Raw genomic sequence first — 14,755 nt, 5'->3', positions numbered from 1 at the left:
TAAAAATATATTCACAAATTGTAGCATAATTGAGCTATTTAAAAGTCTAAATATATAAAGACTTATTTTTTACGTAGAAGTTTGGCGGATAGAGTACTTGTGGTTTTTTCTTTTAATATATCAAAACCATCAAGTTTATATGTAGCTGTTTTTTCAGTTTCTACATAAATCAATGTTTCATTAGGAATATTTTGATTTTTTAATATTGACTCTAGAGCTTTTGGAGTAATGTTTTTATTGAATGGAGGGTCTAAAAATATAATTAGCTTAGAATTTTTGGCGTCAAAATTTGCAAGGGCTTTTATACTATCGGCTTTATATATTTCACAATTCTTTATTTCCAATGTATTAATATTTTCTTTGATTTGCTGCAAAGCTTTAAAATTAAGTTCATAGAATATGGCTTTTGAAGCACCTCTTGATATGCTTTCTATACCTAGGCTACCACTACCAGCAAAAGCATCAATGCAAATGCTATCATGTATATATGGAGCTAACCAATTAAAGATAGTTTCTTTAAGTTGATCAGAGGTTGGGCGTAAGCCATTTACATTAGGGAACTTAAGCCTTCGATTCTTATATTTTCCAGATATTATACGAATAGTATTTGTCTTCACTTATTCGATATCTCCAACCATTACTGTGATTATGTTATTTTCTTGTATCACTTGATAAGCATTATGAATTTCTTTAGCAGTAACATTATTAATATGCTCAACATAAGTATCAAAGAAATCTAAAGGTAGATTTTTATTTGCGATTGAAGATAGCATATTTAATTTAGAGCTATTTTTTACACTACTGAGTAAATGCGTGCCTTCAATATGCTTTTTAGAGTTTGTTAGGGTTTGTTCATCTATAGTTGAATTGATGAAATTACTATAGACAGTGTTTATAGTGTCTATAGCAAGGTTTGGATTACTTGTTTGAGCCGATATTAAAAAACTACCGTAATCGGGATTAATATTTGCTGTGCTTGATATGTTGTAAACCAGTCCAAGCTCTTCACGAACTTTATTGAAAAGCAAAGAGTTTAAACCGCCACCACCAAGTATCTCATTTCCTAGTTTTAGAGGGAAGTATAATGGATCGTTAATTTCGAGTAATAATTGATGACCAACTAGTATTGCAGTTTGTTTACTTGGAAATTTGTTTTTAACTATTTCGATATTGTTTTTTTGTTGAGCAAATTTTTGCGTATTTTTTTTACCTTTTGGTAGGAGGCTAATTATTTTTTGAGAAATACTTTCAGCCTGAGATTTATCTATAGCACCAACTATACATATATTGGCATTATTTGCACAAATATTTTGATTAAAGAAATCTTCAATATCTTTTTTTGATATTTTTTTAATAGTTTCTTTGTAGCCAATTGTTGGCTTACTATAAGGGTTATTTGCAAAAATATGCTTTGAAAATTCAAGTGATGCTAGGTAGTTGGGCTGTTGATATAAATAGTCAATATGAGTAAGAGTCTGAATTTTTTCTCTTTCTAATATATCAGGATCAAAGTCTGGAATAGTAAAAACTTCTTCTAATATATTAATAGTATTGCTAATAATATTATTATCATTTAACAAGCGAATTTTTATATTAAAAAATTCTTTAGTAGTTTCTGAATGTATAGATATTCCATTATCAGTTATTTTATTTATAAGTTCTTGCTCATTAGACTTCTTAGTCTTTGTAGCAAACATTCCTACTGCCAAATCAGCTAAACCATTCAATTCTCCATCAAATGCAGAGCCAGCTCTAAAGTTAAGCTGTATATCAATCATTGGTAAACTTGGAGATTCTTGGAAATATACTGTTGTATTATTTATATTAAATTTATGGATCATGATTTTTAATCCTTTAATAAGTGAAGAGATGTAAGGTTTGATTTGTCAAAATATCTGTCTAGTACACGGTTAACATCACTAGTTGAAACATCATAAAGTTTTTCAAGATACTTATAGTAGTCAACATCTAGATTTATACTGGCAAGAGAACCTATTAAATTTGCTTGAGTTTCAAGAGAATCCATAGCAAACACTTTATCAGCTTTTATAGTTACTTTTGCTCTATCAAGCTGCTCTTGGGTTATACCATTGTTTTTTAGCTTTATAATTGAATTCTCTATTTCATTTTGGATTTTATCTAAGCTTTGGTTGTGGTTTGCTATAGCTGTAATCATAAAAAGATCCTCACCTTTTATGAAGGGAGAGTATTCGCTATCAATATGACAACATAGATTTTTATCTCTAACAAGCTCTTGTTGTAATACTGATGCATCAGCACTACCAATAATATTATTTAGGATCATTAAGGCAAAAGGATCATTATCATGATAATCAGTTGTTAGCGAGGGTGTTATGTATCCTAATATCGCAGCATCTGTATCATTTGGTGATTTTTGTACTTTTGAGTGTCTATAGCCAATATTTATTAAGCTTGGCTCTTTTTCTATATTAATTAATTTAGATTTAGGAATACTGCCGAAGTAATCCTTTATCATAGGTATAGCTGATGATTCATCAATATCACCTACAAGAACAATACTAGCGTTATTTGGGGCGTAATTTTGTTGATACCACTTTTTTAGATCATTAAGAGTGTAATTTTCAATATCTTCACGCCAACCAATTATTGGAGTGTGTCGTGAATTATTTTGATATGCAAGTCTCATAAATTGTTCAAAGGCGTAGCTAAATGCTTTGTCATCTACACGTAGATTTCTTTCTTCGAGTACAACTTTTCTTTCAGGGATAAATTCATTTTCATCAAAGAGTAGGTTAGACATTCTCGATGACTCAATAGATAGGCTTAGTTCTAGATTTTTTTTATGCCAAAATTGGTAGTAAGCAGTATAATCAAAACCTGTGAATGCATTTTGTACACCCCCATTATTCTCTACTATACTATTAAGCTCATCTTTGGAGTATTTGTTAGTACCTTTAAACATCATATGTTCAAGCATGTGAGATATGCCAGTTAGTTTAGTGGGTTCGTATGTAGAACCTACTTTATACCAAATCTGTGCAAGAGTGACGGGAGCTCTCAAATCTTTTTTAATGTATATACTTAAATCATTGTTTAAGGAATATTTGTTAATGCTCATATATTATTTTATGTTTCTTTAGATTTTATAAATAGATAAATTAGTAATATTAATGCAACAACCGTAGGTCCTGCAGCACCAATTATTGTTGGTAAGTGCAGAATCAGCGCAATTGGGCCAAATATTTGGTTAATAATAAAAAATGCGAATCCAAAAAATGCTCCTAAAAGTAGCTTGAGTATTAGGGTTGATGATCTTGTGGATCCTATACTTAAAGGCACAGAAAGTAGTATTAATACCATTAAAGCTATAGGCTGAAAAATTTCTTGCCAAAATTTTAGTGATATAGAGTCCTTTGCCTGACTATTGGAAAGCATATATTTAGTTAACTGAGTAAAGTTTAGATAATCATTATCGTTGATAGTAATAACTTTAGCTACAGATATTGGTATTGGATTAGACCAGATAGCTTTATAAACATTTTCTTTGACACTTATATGTTTGGCATTGCTGTTGGGGAATGTTACAACACTTACATCAAACACATTTGCTGTCGCATCATTTACGTATTCAGCTTTTTTTGCATATCTAACCTGTTGCACTTGGTTATCACTGGTTATAAACTTTCTTATTCCGAATGCTTTTCCTCCATTAGGATCTATATTTGAGATATTCATAAACCCGTCAGAAGTTTTGAGCCACAAGTCGTGAGTGTTATATGCAACGGTGTTTGAGTCAGCGAGCTTTTGTAATACTGGAGCTATATAGCCACCAAAAACCATTGTGATGATAGAGCCAATTATACCGACTAATACTACCCCTTTTGCAATTTGAGCAGTAGAGCGACCAAAAGATCTTAATACTATTATTTCGGAGTTGTTTGCAAGTAAGCTAAGCCCCATTAGTGCTCCCACCATAGCACAAGCAGGAAGTAATGTGTATAAGATTCCTGGTAACTGATATATAGTTACTATAATAAGCTCTATGTTACTTGCGCCTGTATCATTATTACTTACCTGTGCTAGATATGTGAAAATAAAAAATAAAATACAAAAGATCAAACTTACAACAAGAAAACTGCTAAATACTGTTTTAAAAATGTAACGATCAATACGGTTTAAAAACATTTACTTTTCCTTTTTAGATGATCCATTATCTTTTCTTATTGTTCTAATAGCATAAATTATAAAAAAGATATGTGGAAGCCAGCAGCCTATCCAGATTGGCAATTTACCACCAACCATAAGAGTGTTAACAAACATATTACTACATAAGTATACGGCCAGAACAACAACAGAGGGCAGCAGTTTAGCATATTTATTTTGTCTTGGTCTTAATCTACAAAGAGCAAGAGCCAACAATGATGCTACAATTACAGAAATAGAGTTATTGATACGACCAAAAAGTTCCCCACGTGAAACTGTTCCGTTGTCACTATCAGAAAAATTTTCTATTAATGTGTGCATGTATAGCCTATCAACTTTATCGTGATTGTAATCACGGTCAGAAGTGTCAAAAATAGTGTATATGGCATTCTTAGCAGTGTCATAAGAGTGTTCGTATGTTTTAGGTTCTTTTGTATAAATATGAGCATCGTGGAAGTCTACGTATGCTGCACCTTTATCTGTTATAACCTTTGCTATAGGGGCTGTTACAACTTTGTATTCATCACTATTATCTGTACCCATATATAAGAAAACGTCTTTAAGCGTGTTTCCTGATTTACTTTTTATATATATGACTTTTCCATCAGTAGTTTTAATTATCTTGTCATCTGTTATTGATGATAGTAGTGCTTTTGCAGTCAGTGATGCTTGATAGATGTCCTGCGTCTGTTTAGATAACGGATTAATATACATTACTGTCAAAAATGTTATAAAGGTTAAAGCATATACAGGCTTCATAGTGTTTTTGACAATTTGCATCCATGTGACACCGCCGGCAAGCGTTACAAACATTTCATTGTTTGCAAAGTACTTACCAAAACAAATCACAATAGCTAAAAATATTGCGATAGGAGCGACAAGACTTACATTTCCAGGTATTGTTAATATTACAAATTTTATTATAGAGTCAATTCCAAGACCCTGTGAATAGGCCTGCTGAAAAAGTCGAATAAGTAAATTGGCAGACACAATAGATATTATAAAAAGAGTAATAGATGTGAATGTATTAACTATGTCTTTGTTGTAATATTTTTCTAGAATCAAAGTATGCCACTATATTTATATAATAATTATGCTAGTAGCAATTCTATATTTTTTATAAGCAAAAGTCAGTAAATAAGAATAACTAGCTTTTAAATTTAATGCGATAAATGTCGTTTTTTGATATTATGTTTGAAAATATGTTACAAAAAATACAGGATCTCTAATGAAAATTGTTGTAAATAATCAGTCGACTTTGTCCGCTGAAGTGTTGATTGTTGCTCAAGAAAACCTTAAGAAACTTGTTGAAGAAACAAAATGTCCAAATTCAAAGTCTTTACTAGATAAAAAAGTTTTTAAAGCTGAGTCTAGTGAGGTTCTTCCTTTACTACATGGTGATAAAGTTGTAGTTCTGCTAGGTCTTGGGCTTAGACAAGATTTTATAGCTTCAGAATACGATAAAATTATTGCAAAGGTAGCCGAACAGCTTAAAAAATTAAACATAAAAGAGGTTTCTGTAAATATAGATTATATCTTTGCAAATTATAATGAGAAGCAGTTTACTTTAGACACCATTAGAGCATTGATTTCTGAAACCTATGTTTTTGATCAATTAAAATCTAAAAAAGAGAATTTTTCATTAGAACAAATCGAATTAGTATATTCAGGAAATCAAGATTTGGAAGAGTCTGCTAAGGTTGGTTCAGCAATTGCGTGTGGCCAGAATTATGCCAAGGATTTGCAGAATCTTCCAGCAAATATTTGTAATACAGATTATATGCTAAATGAAGCTAGAGATTTAACATCTAAATATGAAACATTTAATCTTAACTATTTAGATCAGGATGCTATGGCAGAGCTTGGAATGGGCTGCGCATTAGCTGTGGGTCGTGGCTCAGATATGTCTAATTATACTGTATGTATGGAATATAATGGTGGTGATGAAGATCAGGCTCCGATAGTACTTGTTGGTAAAGGTTTAGTGTTTGATAATGGAGGTATCTGTATTAAGCCCGCTGCTGGAATGGATTCTATGAAAATGGATATGGGCGGAGCTGCTGCTGTTATGGGTACAATGAAAGCTCTAGCAATGCTGAACCTTCCTATTAACGTTGTTGGTGTTATGGGGCTTGCAGAAAATGCTGTAGATGCTAGATCATATAGACCAGGTGATGTACTTAAAAGTATGAAAGGTATAACGGTAGAGGTAAGTAATACAGATGCAGAAGGTCGTCTAGTGCTTTGTGATACTTTAACTTATATTGGTAAATATAATCCAAAAGCAGTTATTAATATGGCAACCCTGACAGGTGCTATGATTATCTCTTTAGGAGATGCATTTTCTGGAATGTTTGCTAATAGCGATAAACTTGCCAATAGTCTTCAGCAAGCAGCCGATGTCTCTAATGATTTAGTATGGAGACTGCCTTTGCATAAGCCATACTTTAAAAAGTTAGAAAGTAAAGTTGCTGATATGGATAATTGTGGTCGCGATAGATCAGCAGGCTCTATAGTTGCAGGATTGTTCTTATCAAAGTTTACAGAAGATTATGAGTGGGCTCATCTTGATATCGCTGGATCGGCAATGGGAGATTTTGCAAATTGCAAAGCATCTGGTAGACCAGTACCATTACTTATACATTATCTATTGTCGCAATCTAAATAACATATATTTCTCTCTAGTATATTTTTTCTAGTATGGTAGAATACTTCTGTAATTAAATATCACCTCTTTTAGATTTTAATTACGGAGATTAAAAATGCTAAGAATTACTCAACAAGCGATCACTTTTGATGATGTATTGCTTTCACCTAGATATTCGAACGTACTTCCACATCAGGTAGATTTGAAAACAAATATTACTAGGAATATTCAATTAAATATCCCTTTAGTATCTGCAGCTATGGATACTGTTACTGAGTCACGCCTTGCTATAGCTATAGCTCAAGAAGGTGGGATTGGAATTATACACAAAAATATGTCTATACAGGCTCAAGCTCAAGAAGTTAAAAAAGTTAAGAGATTTGAGAATGGGATGGTGATTGATCCAATTACCATAAAACAAGAGAGCTCAATCAAAGATGTCATGCAGCTTGCAAAAGAACATAATTTCTCTGGTTTTCCAGTCGTTGATGATACTAATAAGATTATAGGTATTGTAACTAAGCGTGACTTTAGATTTGCAAAAGATTTAGATGAGCCAGTGAGTTCTATAATGACACCTAAAGATCAGTTAGTAACAGTAGCTGAGGATGCTTCTCAAGGTGCAATCAAGAAAAAACTTCATGAGCACAAGATAGAAAAGTTACTTGTAGTAAATGAGCAAGGCGAACTAGTTGGTTTGATAACTACAAAAGATATTGAAAGATCACAAAACAAGCCTAATGCTTGTAAGGATTCGCTTGGTCGTTTGAGAGTTGGTGCTGCAGTTGGCACAGCGGCTGACACTAAGGAACGTGTCACGGCATTAGCAGCAGAGGGCGTTGATATAATTGTTGTTGATACAGCTCATGGCCATTCTCAAGGTGTACTTGATATGGTTAATTGGGTCAAAGAGAATTATCCAAAAATTGAGGTTGTAGGTGGGAATATTGCTACAGCAGAAGCTGCGAAGGATCTTGTTAAAGCTGGTGCTGATGCTGTTAAAGTGGGTATAGGCCCGGGTTCAATATGTACAACAAGGATTGTTGCTGGTGTTGGTGTGCCACAGATTACTGCGATATCAAATGTTGCTGAAGCTTTAGAAGGCACAGGAGTTCCAGTTATTGCGGATGGTGGTATCAAGTTCTCTGGAGATATAGCAAAGGCCATAGTAGCTGGAGCTTCAGTGGTTATGATTGGTGGTCTTTTTGGTGGTACTGAAGAGTCTCCTGGTGAGGTGGAACTTTTCCAAGGACGTTCTTATAAGTCATATCGAGGTATGGGATCTCTAGGTGCTATGGAACAAGGCTCTTCTGATAGATACTTCCGTGGTAATACTGATGCTAAAAAATTTGTTCCAGAAGGTGTCGAAGGTAGAGTGCCTTACAAGGGGCATCTTGCTGCAGTTATACATCAGTTAATAGGTGGATTAAGATCTAGTATGGGGTATACTGGTTCAAAGGATATTCAGACTATGCGTACAGAGCCAACTTTTGTTCAAATTACAGGTGCTGGGTTCAAAGAATCTCATGTACATAACGTTACAATTACGAAAGAACCACCTAATTATCAATCTTAAAGCTCTTTATTTTCGTTCTATTAAGCTATAATTTACTATTATTTTTTAGTAGATATAAAGTGATGTCTGAAGCTATACTGTTTCTAAATGGTAGTATCAATTTGTCTTTTTGTGAAAAGTACATTAGAAATATTTTGAATAATTACGATATATTTTGTGCAGATGGTGCTTACAAAAAGATTAGTGAATCTGCTTGTTTAAGTCCAAAAGTTAAAAAAGTTGTAGGTGACTTTGATTCATTCGCTGTTCTAGATGATGAGCTATTTCTTATTGATAAGGATCAGTACTCTACAGATTTTGAAAAATCTTTAGAATATATTATCTCTTTGGGTGTTACAAAGGTTTATGTCTTTGGAGCATCAGAGGGAGAAATGGATCATTTTTTATGCAATATTAGTATTGCTAAAAACTATATGCGAAGATTAGATATTGAGTTTATAGATACTTACTCTAGATATTTTTTTATACCTAAGAAGTATAGTATAGGCGGTGTGCTTGGTAAGATGTTTTCAGTTATGCCTTTTGGATATGCAGAAAATATATACTATAATGGTCTCAGGTATCCCTTATCTGGTGAGACCTTGAGTATAGATACTGGTACAGGTGCAAGAAACTATGCTATTGAAGATAGGGTGGAAATATCTTACTCAGATGGAGATATTTTATTATTTATATCGCATGCAAAATATAAGGATAGATTAAATGACATTTTGTAATAATTCTAGAAAGGGACTAAAACAACAGAATGTAAACTTGAAACAAGAGTTCGCAGTAGATGATCATAGAGTTGAAAAATTATCTTTGAAGCTTGAAGGTATTTACTTTGATTATTCAAAAAATCTTGTTAATGATGCTATATTAAAATCTCTTTTAGAAGCAGCTGATCAGTCTAACCTTAAAAATAAGATTTTGCAGATGTTCACAGGAGAAAAAATCAACTCTACAGAGAATAGATCTGTTTTGCATACTGCGTTACGTGATTTATCTAATTCTCCACTAGTCATAGATGGACAGGATATTCGCAAAGAAGTCAATGAAGAGAAGCAACGTGTAAAAGCTCTTGTTGAAAAAGTAACATCAGGAGAGTGGAAGGGCTTTTCGGGTAAAAAAATTACGGATATTGTAAATATCGGTATTGGAGGTTCAGATTTAGGGCCAAAAATGGTTGTTAGAGCGCTGCAACCATATCACTGTATAGGTCTAAAAGTTCATTTTGTTTCAAATGTTGATGCGGATTCATTATTACAAGCTTTACATGTTGTTGATCCTGAGACTACTTTGTTTATTGTGGCATCTAAATCATTTTCGACAGAGGAGACTCTTTTAAATTCCATATCTGCTAGAGAGTGGTTGCTGGATCATTATGATGATGAAAAAGCTGTAGCTAATCACTTTGTGGCTATATCTAGTAAATTAGATAAAGTAGAAGAATTTGGTATAGATCTTGAACACTGCTACAAGATGTGGGATTGGGTTGGTGGACGCTATTCATTATGGTCATCAATTGGTATGTCGATAGCTTTTGCAATTGGCTATGATAATTTTGAGAAGCTGTTAGCTGGTGCATACTCTGTAGATAAACACTTTAGAGAAACGAGCTTTGATAAAAATATTCCTGTAATTATGGGATTGTTAGCCAGTTACTATTCATGTGCTTATGCTAGTCAGTCACAAGCATTACTTCCTTATGATGAAAGGCTCTGTTATTTTGTGGACTATCTTCAACAAGCTGATATGGAGAGTAATGGTAAATCTGTGAATCTTGCTGGAGAAACGGTTAATTATCAGACTGGCGTGGTGTTATGGGGTGGTGTCGGTACAAATGGGCAACATGCTTTTCATCAACTGTTACACCAAGGTAATGTTTTTATTCCTGTTGATTTTATAGCTGTGGCTACAAGCCATCATAGATATGATAATCATCAACAGGCTTTACTAGCTAATTGTTTTGCTCAGTCACAAGCACTAATGTTTGGACAATCTTACGATATGGTTTATAATGAGCTCTTAAATTCTGGTCTAAGTGAACAGCAGGCAAAAAAGATAGCTCCTCACAAAGTAATTCCAGGGAATAGGCCAAGTACTACTATTATGCTTGATGAGCTTAGCCCATATACTCTTGGGGCTCTTGTTGCTTTATACGAGCACAAGATATTTGTTCAAGGAGCACTGTGGGGTGTGAATAGTTACGATCAGTGGGGTGTTGAACTTGGTAAAAAACTTGGTAAAAATATTTTAAAGGCAATGAGCGATGATTCTTCTGATGAGTATCAGAATCTTGATGAGTCAACTAAATGGCTTATAGCAAAGGTAAAAAATAAATAATGTTTGTTAGTAAGAAAAAAGGCTTTTCTTTAGTTGAGACAATGGTTGTTATTGTCATTATGACTATATTGATGATGGCAGCAATTAGTTCTTTTACCTTTTTTTTTAAAACATTTGCTGAGACTAGATTGACTAATTTACAAAAGTTTATTGAGTATAGTGTTATTAGGGCCCGCTCTGATGGCAGGACTGTTATAATTTGTGCAGCTACTCCAGATAGTTTTGATGAATCAGGTAAATTGGATAGAAATAGTTTGTCTTGCTCTAATTCAAGATTGTGGGGTGACGATCCTCTCGTTGCTTTTGAAAGTACTGATGGTACAGAAATATATGATGGTAATACTGATGAGATAATAGCAAACCTTCCTCAGGGAAATAATGGTCGTATTTATCTTAATTTAGCGGGAAATCCTAGCTTTATTAGGATTGCGCCTAACGGTTTTATGGCTACAGGTAACGGTAATATTACATATTGTGATAGAAATAATAATTATCAAGCAGCATTAGTTATTAACTTGGTCGGTAGAGTAGTTTATACTGATAGTCCTACGAGAGATGGTGGTGGGGCATTTACTTGTGAATAGTTTGATTTGTGTTATTAAAAGGAGAGAATAAATAATGACAAATGATAGAGTACCTATGACTCCAGTAGGAGAAGAGGCATTAAGAGCAGAGCTAAATAGACTAAAAAAAACTGAAAGACCTGCGATTATTGAAGCTATAGCAGAAGCTCGTGATCATGGAGATCTTAAAGAGAATGCTGAATATCATGCTGCTAGAGAGAGACAAGGTATTATAGAAGGTAGAATTAAAGATATAGAATCAAAACTATCTAATGCTCAAGTTATTGATGTAACAAAGCTTCAAGCCAATGGTATGGTTATATTTGGAGCTACAGTTACAATTATGAATATTGATACGGAAGAAGAAACTACATATCAGATAGTTGGTGAGGATGAAGCAGATATAGATAATCATAAAATATCTGTTATTGCACCTTTGGCACGCGCTTTAATTAAAAAAGAAGAAGGCGATGAAGTTACCTTGGATACGCCTAAAGGTAAAGTCACTTACGAAATCTTAGAAGTAGAATACAAATAATCTAAAATTCAACGGATATTTCTCTAAAATTCTTTATGAAAAAAATTATCATTAAGGGTGCAAAAACCCATAACTTAAGAAATATTGATGTTGAGATACCTAGAGACAAGCTTACTGTTATTACAGGCTTGAGTGGTTCTGGTAAATCATCATTAGCATTTGATACGCTATATGCAGAAGGCCAAAGACGCTATGTCGAATCATTGTCTTCTTATGCTAGGCAGTTTTTATCAATGATGGATAAGCCGGATGTTGAGCATATAGAGGGCCTTTCGCCGGCTATCTCAATTGATCAGAAAACGACATCTCACAACCCAAGATCTACAGTTGGGACCGTTACAGAAATATATGACTATCTGAGAGTCTTCTTTGCTAGGGCTGGAACTGCTAAATGTCCAGTACATCATATCGAGCTTAAAGCACAGACAGTTAGCCAGATGGTTGATAAAATTTTAGAGTTTGATGAGAAAGCTCGGTTAATGATACTTGCTCCGATCATTTCTCAGAAGAAAGGTACTCACCATACTTTGTTAGATAAAATATTAGCACAGGGTTATATCCGCGTTCGTATAAATGGTGATTTTTTTAATCTAGATGAGGATTATCCAGAGTTAGATCGCTATAAGAAACATAATATAGATGTTGTAGTTGATAGATTTAAGCCTAAGAAAGACAATGATCAAAGAATTGCAGAGTCTATAGAGACCGCTTTAGATCTTGGTAATGGTATCGTCAAATTAGCAGATATGACTAACGAAAATGCTGAAGATATCTTATTCTCATCAAAGCATGCTTGTCCGTTGTGTGATTATGCTCTCAAAGAGCTATCTCCAAGAATCTTTTCATTTAATAGTCCATTAGGGGCTTGTAGTAGTTGTGATGGTCTGGGGGTCAAAGAATTCTTTGATGAGAAAAAAGTAATAATAGACCCTGCAATTTCGCTTAAGCATGGAGCAATTGTTAAGTGGAATAAAACAAATCAATACTACTATTCACAATTAGAATCTTTGGCTGAGCATTATAAATTTTCATTAGATGAACCTTTTGAGAAATTATCTAAGAAAGATCAAGAAATAATCTTGTACGGTTCTGGTGATGAAACCATTAAGATGACTGTTGATTCAATTAGGGGTGGTAGACAAACTAGAGTTAAATCATTTGAGGGAGTCATACCTCATTTTGAGCGTAGATACTATGAGTCTGACTCAGATATGGTCAAAAAAGATCTCTATGAGCTTATGAGTAACCTTAAGTGTAAGTCTTGTAATGGTGCTAGAATTAATGAATATGCTAGAAACATATTTATAGCAGATAAAAATATAGCAGATGTGTGTGCCTTGTCTATAGATGAATTATTGAAATGGCTTGATGAACTAGAGTTTGTCGGGCAACAAAAAGTTATTGCAGAGAATTTACTTAAAGAGATCAAGCTAAGAGTTGAATTTTTAGCAAATGTTGGTTTGGAGTATTTAAGTCTTTCAAGACAGGCTGATACTCTTTCGGGTGGTGAAGCACAGCGTATTCGTTTAGCTAGTCAGATTGGTGCTGGATTGGTTGGCGTTATGTATATCTTGGATGAACCTTCTATTGGTCTTCATCAGAGAGATAATCAACGCCTTTTAGATGCATTGCATAATCTTAAAGATTTAGGTAATACGGTTATCGTTGTTGAACATGATGAAGATGCAATTAGGCAAGCTGATTATGTTATTGATATGGGGCCAAAGGCTGGTGTCCATGGTGGTGAAGTAGTTGCATCAGGAAATTACCAGACTATTATCAAAAATAAAAAATCTTTGACTGCTGATTATTTAAGTGGTCGCAAGAAAATAGAAGTGCCAGATAAAAGGCTGAAAGCTTATAAGAATCGTTTTATTGAAATAAACGGAGCAACTGGCAATAATTTACAAGGTGATAACTTAAAAATTCCTGTTGGTGTTTTGACTTGTGTAACCGGTGTATCAGGGTCTGGTAAATCAACTTTGATTAATAGGACATTATATCCTCTAGCATCAAGATTATTAAATAGAAGTACACTTGTACCTATGGAATATAAATCACACAAAGGATTTAATCATTTTGATAAGGTTATTGATATTGATCAGTCGCCAATAGGACGTACTCCTCGTTCAAATCCAGCTACATATACAGGTGTCTTTACACCGATAAGAGAGCTGTTTGCAGCTACAGCGGAGTCTAGGTCTAGAGGGTATAGTCCAGGAAGATTTAGCTTCAATGTTCGCGGAGGTAGATGTGAGGCTTGTCAAGGTGATGGTGTTATAAAAGTTGAGATGCATTTCTTAGCTGATGTATATGTGGCTTGTGATGTTTGTGAAGGAAAGCGTTATAATCGTGAAACTCTAGCTGTACAGTACAAGGGGAAAAACATATACGAAGTATTAGAGATGACTGTGGAGGATGCTCTAGGGTTTTATGATGCTGTTCCGAGTATCAGGACTAAATTAGAAGCTTTAATGAGTGTCGGATTGTCTTATATTAAGTTAGGCCAAAGCGCGACTACCTTATCTGGTGGAGAGGCTCAAAGAGTTAAACTAGCTAAAGAGCTTTCAAAACGCTCAACAGGCAAAACTTTATATATTTTAGATGAACCTACTACAGGACTACACTTTTATGATATTCATCAGCTTTTAAAAGTAATTATGGATCTGCGTGATAGAGGTAATACGGTAGTAATTATTGAGCATAATCTTGATGTTATTAAGATGGCTGATTGGATAGTGGATTTGGGTCCTGAAGGTGGAAGTAAAGGCGGACAGATAATTTTTGAGGGAACACCAGAAGACATTGTCAAATGTAAAAAATCTTATACAGGTAAATACTTAAAAAAATTATTGTATTAATAATATGTTAATTTGGCAAAATGACTAGCTAATAATTGAATTTTTTACTATAGTATTAGT

12 protein-coding genes are annotated in these 14,755 nt (G+C 33.8%); 7 read left to right on the top strand and 5 right to left on the bottom strand.

Going from position 1 to position 14,755, the window contains the following annotated elements:
- Positions 1-62: 62 nt before the first annotated feature.
- From rsmD to lptF, 5 genes are read right to left on the bottom strand one after another with little or no spacing between them, the layout of a single operon-like run.
- Positions 63-617: a 16S rRNA (guanine(966)-N(2))-methyltransferase RsmD gene (rsmD, locus tag F0R75_RS05465; RefSeq protein WP_149368050.1), complete on the bottom strand. Its 555-nt coding sequence runs from the start codon at positions 615-617 to the stop codon at positions 63-65.
- Complete coding sequence (locus F0R75_RS05460) at positions 618-1,841, bottom strand: M16 family metallopeptidase (RefSeq protein WP_149368051.1); 1,224 nt, start codon at positions 1,839-1,841, stop codon at positions 618-620.
- Between the two features lie 5 nt (positions 1,842-1,846).
- Positions 1,847-3,100 (bottom strand): M16 family metallopeptidase, encoded by a 1,254-nt coding sequence (locus F0R75_RS05455; RefSeq protein WP_149368052.1) that lies wholly within the window; start codon positions 3,098-3,100, stop codon positions 1,847-1,849.
- An 8-nt stretch (positions 3,101-3,108) separates the two neighbouring features.
- Positions 3,109-4,167 carry an LPS export ABC transporter permease LptG gene (gene lptG / locus F0R75_RS05450; RefSeq protein ID WP_146421146.1) on the bottom strand — a complete coding sequence of 353 codons (1,059 nt, stop codon included), beginning with the start codon at positions 4,165-4,167 and terminating at the stop codon, positions 3,109-3,111.
- Positions 4,168-5,250 carry an LPS export ABC transporter permease LptF gene (lptF, locus tag F0R75_RS05445; RefSeq protein ID WP_041263800.1) on the bottom strand — a complete coding sequence of 361 codons (1,083 nt, stop codon included), beginning with the start codon at positions 5,248-5,250 and terminating at the stop codon, positions 4,168-4,170.
- Positions 5,251-5,413: 163 nt separating this feature from the next.
- On the opposite strand from lptF, the gene F0R75_RS05440 reads away from it, so the two are divergent.
- The 7 genes from F0R75_RS05440 to uvrA all read left to right on the top strand — a co-directional run bounded on the left by F0R75_RS05440 (position 5,414) and on the right by uvrA (position 14,695).
- Positions 5,414-6,853 carry a leucyl aminopeptidase gene (locus tag F0R75_RS05440; protein ID WP_149368053.1) on the top strand — a complete coding sequence of 480 codons (1,440 nt, stop codon included), beginning with the start codon at positions 5,414-5,416 and terminating at the stop codon, positions 6,851-6,853.
- A gap of 94 nt (positions 6,854-6,947) precedes the next feature.
- A complete protein-coding gene (gene guaB / locus F0R75_RS05435) occupies positions 6,948-8,408 on the top strand; it encodes an IMP dehydrogenase (protein ID WP_149377222.1) in 1,461 nt (486 codons plus the stop codon).
- 62 nt (positions 8,409-8,470) lie between these two features.
- Complete coding sequence (locus F0R75_RS05430; RefSeq protein WP_149368054.1) at positions 8,471-9,124, top strand: thiamine diphosphokinase; 654 nt, start codon at positions 8,471-8,473, stop codon at positions 9,122-9,124.
- On the top strand, positions 9,111-10,733 hold the full coding sequence (gene pgi / locus F0R75_RS05425) for a glucose-6-phosphate isomerase (RefSeq protein WP_149368055.1): 1,623 nt from the start codon (positions 9,111-9,113) through the stop codon (positions 10,731-10,733). The genes F0R75_RS05430 and pgi overlap by 14 nt, the downstream gene beginning before the upstream one ends.
- Positions 10,733-11,317, top strand: a complete 585-nt coding sequence (locus F0R75_RS05420) for a type II secretion system protein (RefSeq protein WP_146421151.1) — start codon at positions 10,733-10,735, stop codon at positions 11,315-11,317. The genes pgi and F0R75_RS05420 overlap by 1 nt, the downstream gene beginning before the upstream one ends.
- Before the next feature lie 34 nt (positions 11,318-11,351).
- Positions 11,352-11,834, top strand: coding sequence for a transcription elongation factor GreA (gene greA / locus F0R75_RS05415; RefSeq protein ID WP_013923407.1), 483 nt, complete (start codon positions 11,352-11,354; stop codon positions 11,832-11,834).
- 35 nt (positions 11,835-11,869) lie between these two features.
- A complete protein-coding gene (gene uvrA / locus F0R75_RS05410) occupies positions 11,870-14,695 on the top strand; it encodes an excinuclease ABC subunit UvrA (RefSeq protein ID WP_149368056.1) in 2,826 nt (941 codons plus the stop codon).
- Positions 14,696-14,755 lie beyond the last annotated feature (60 nt).

It is taken from the genome of Francisella marina (assembly GCF_008369785.1).
Lineage (GTDB): Bacteria > Pseudomonadota > Gammaproteobacteria > Francisellales > Francisellaceae > Francisella > Francisella salimarina.
This window is presented reverse-complemented; position numbering and strand designations above follow the sequence as displayed.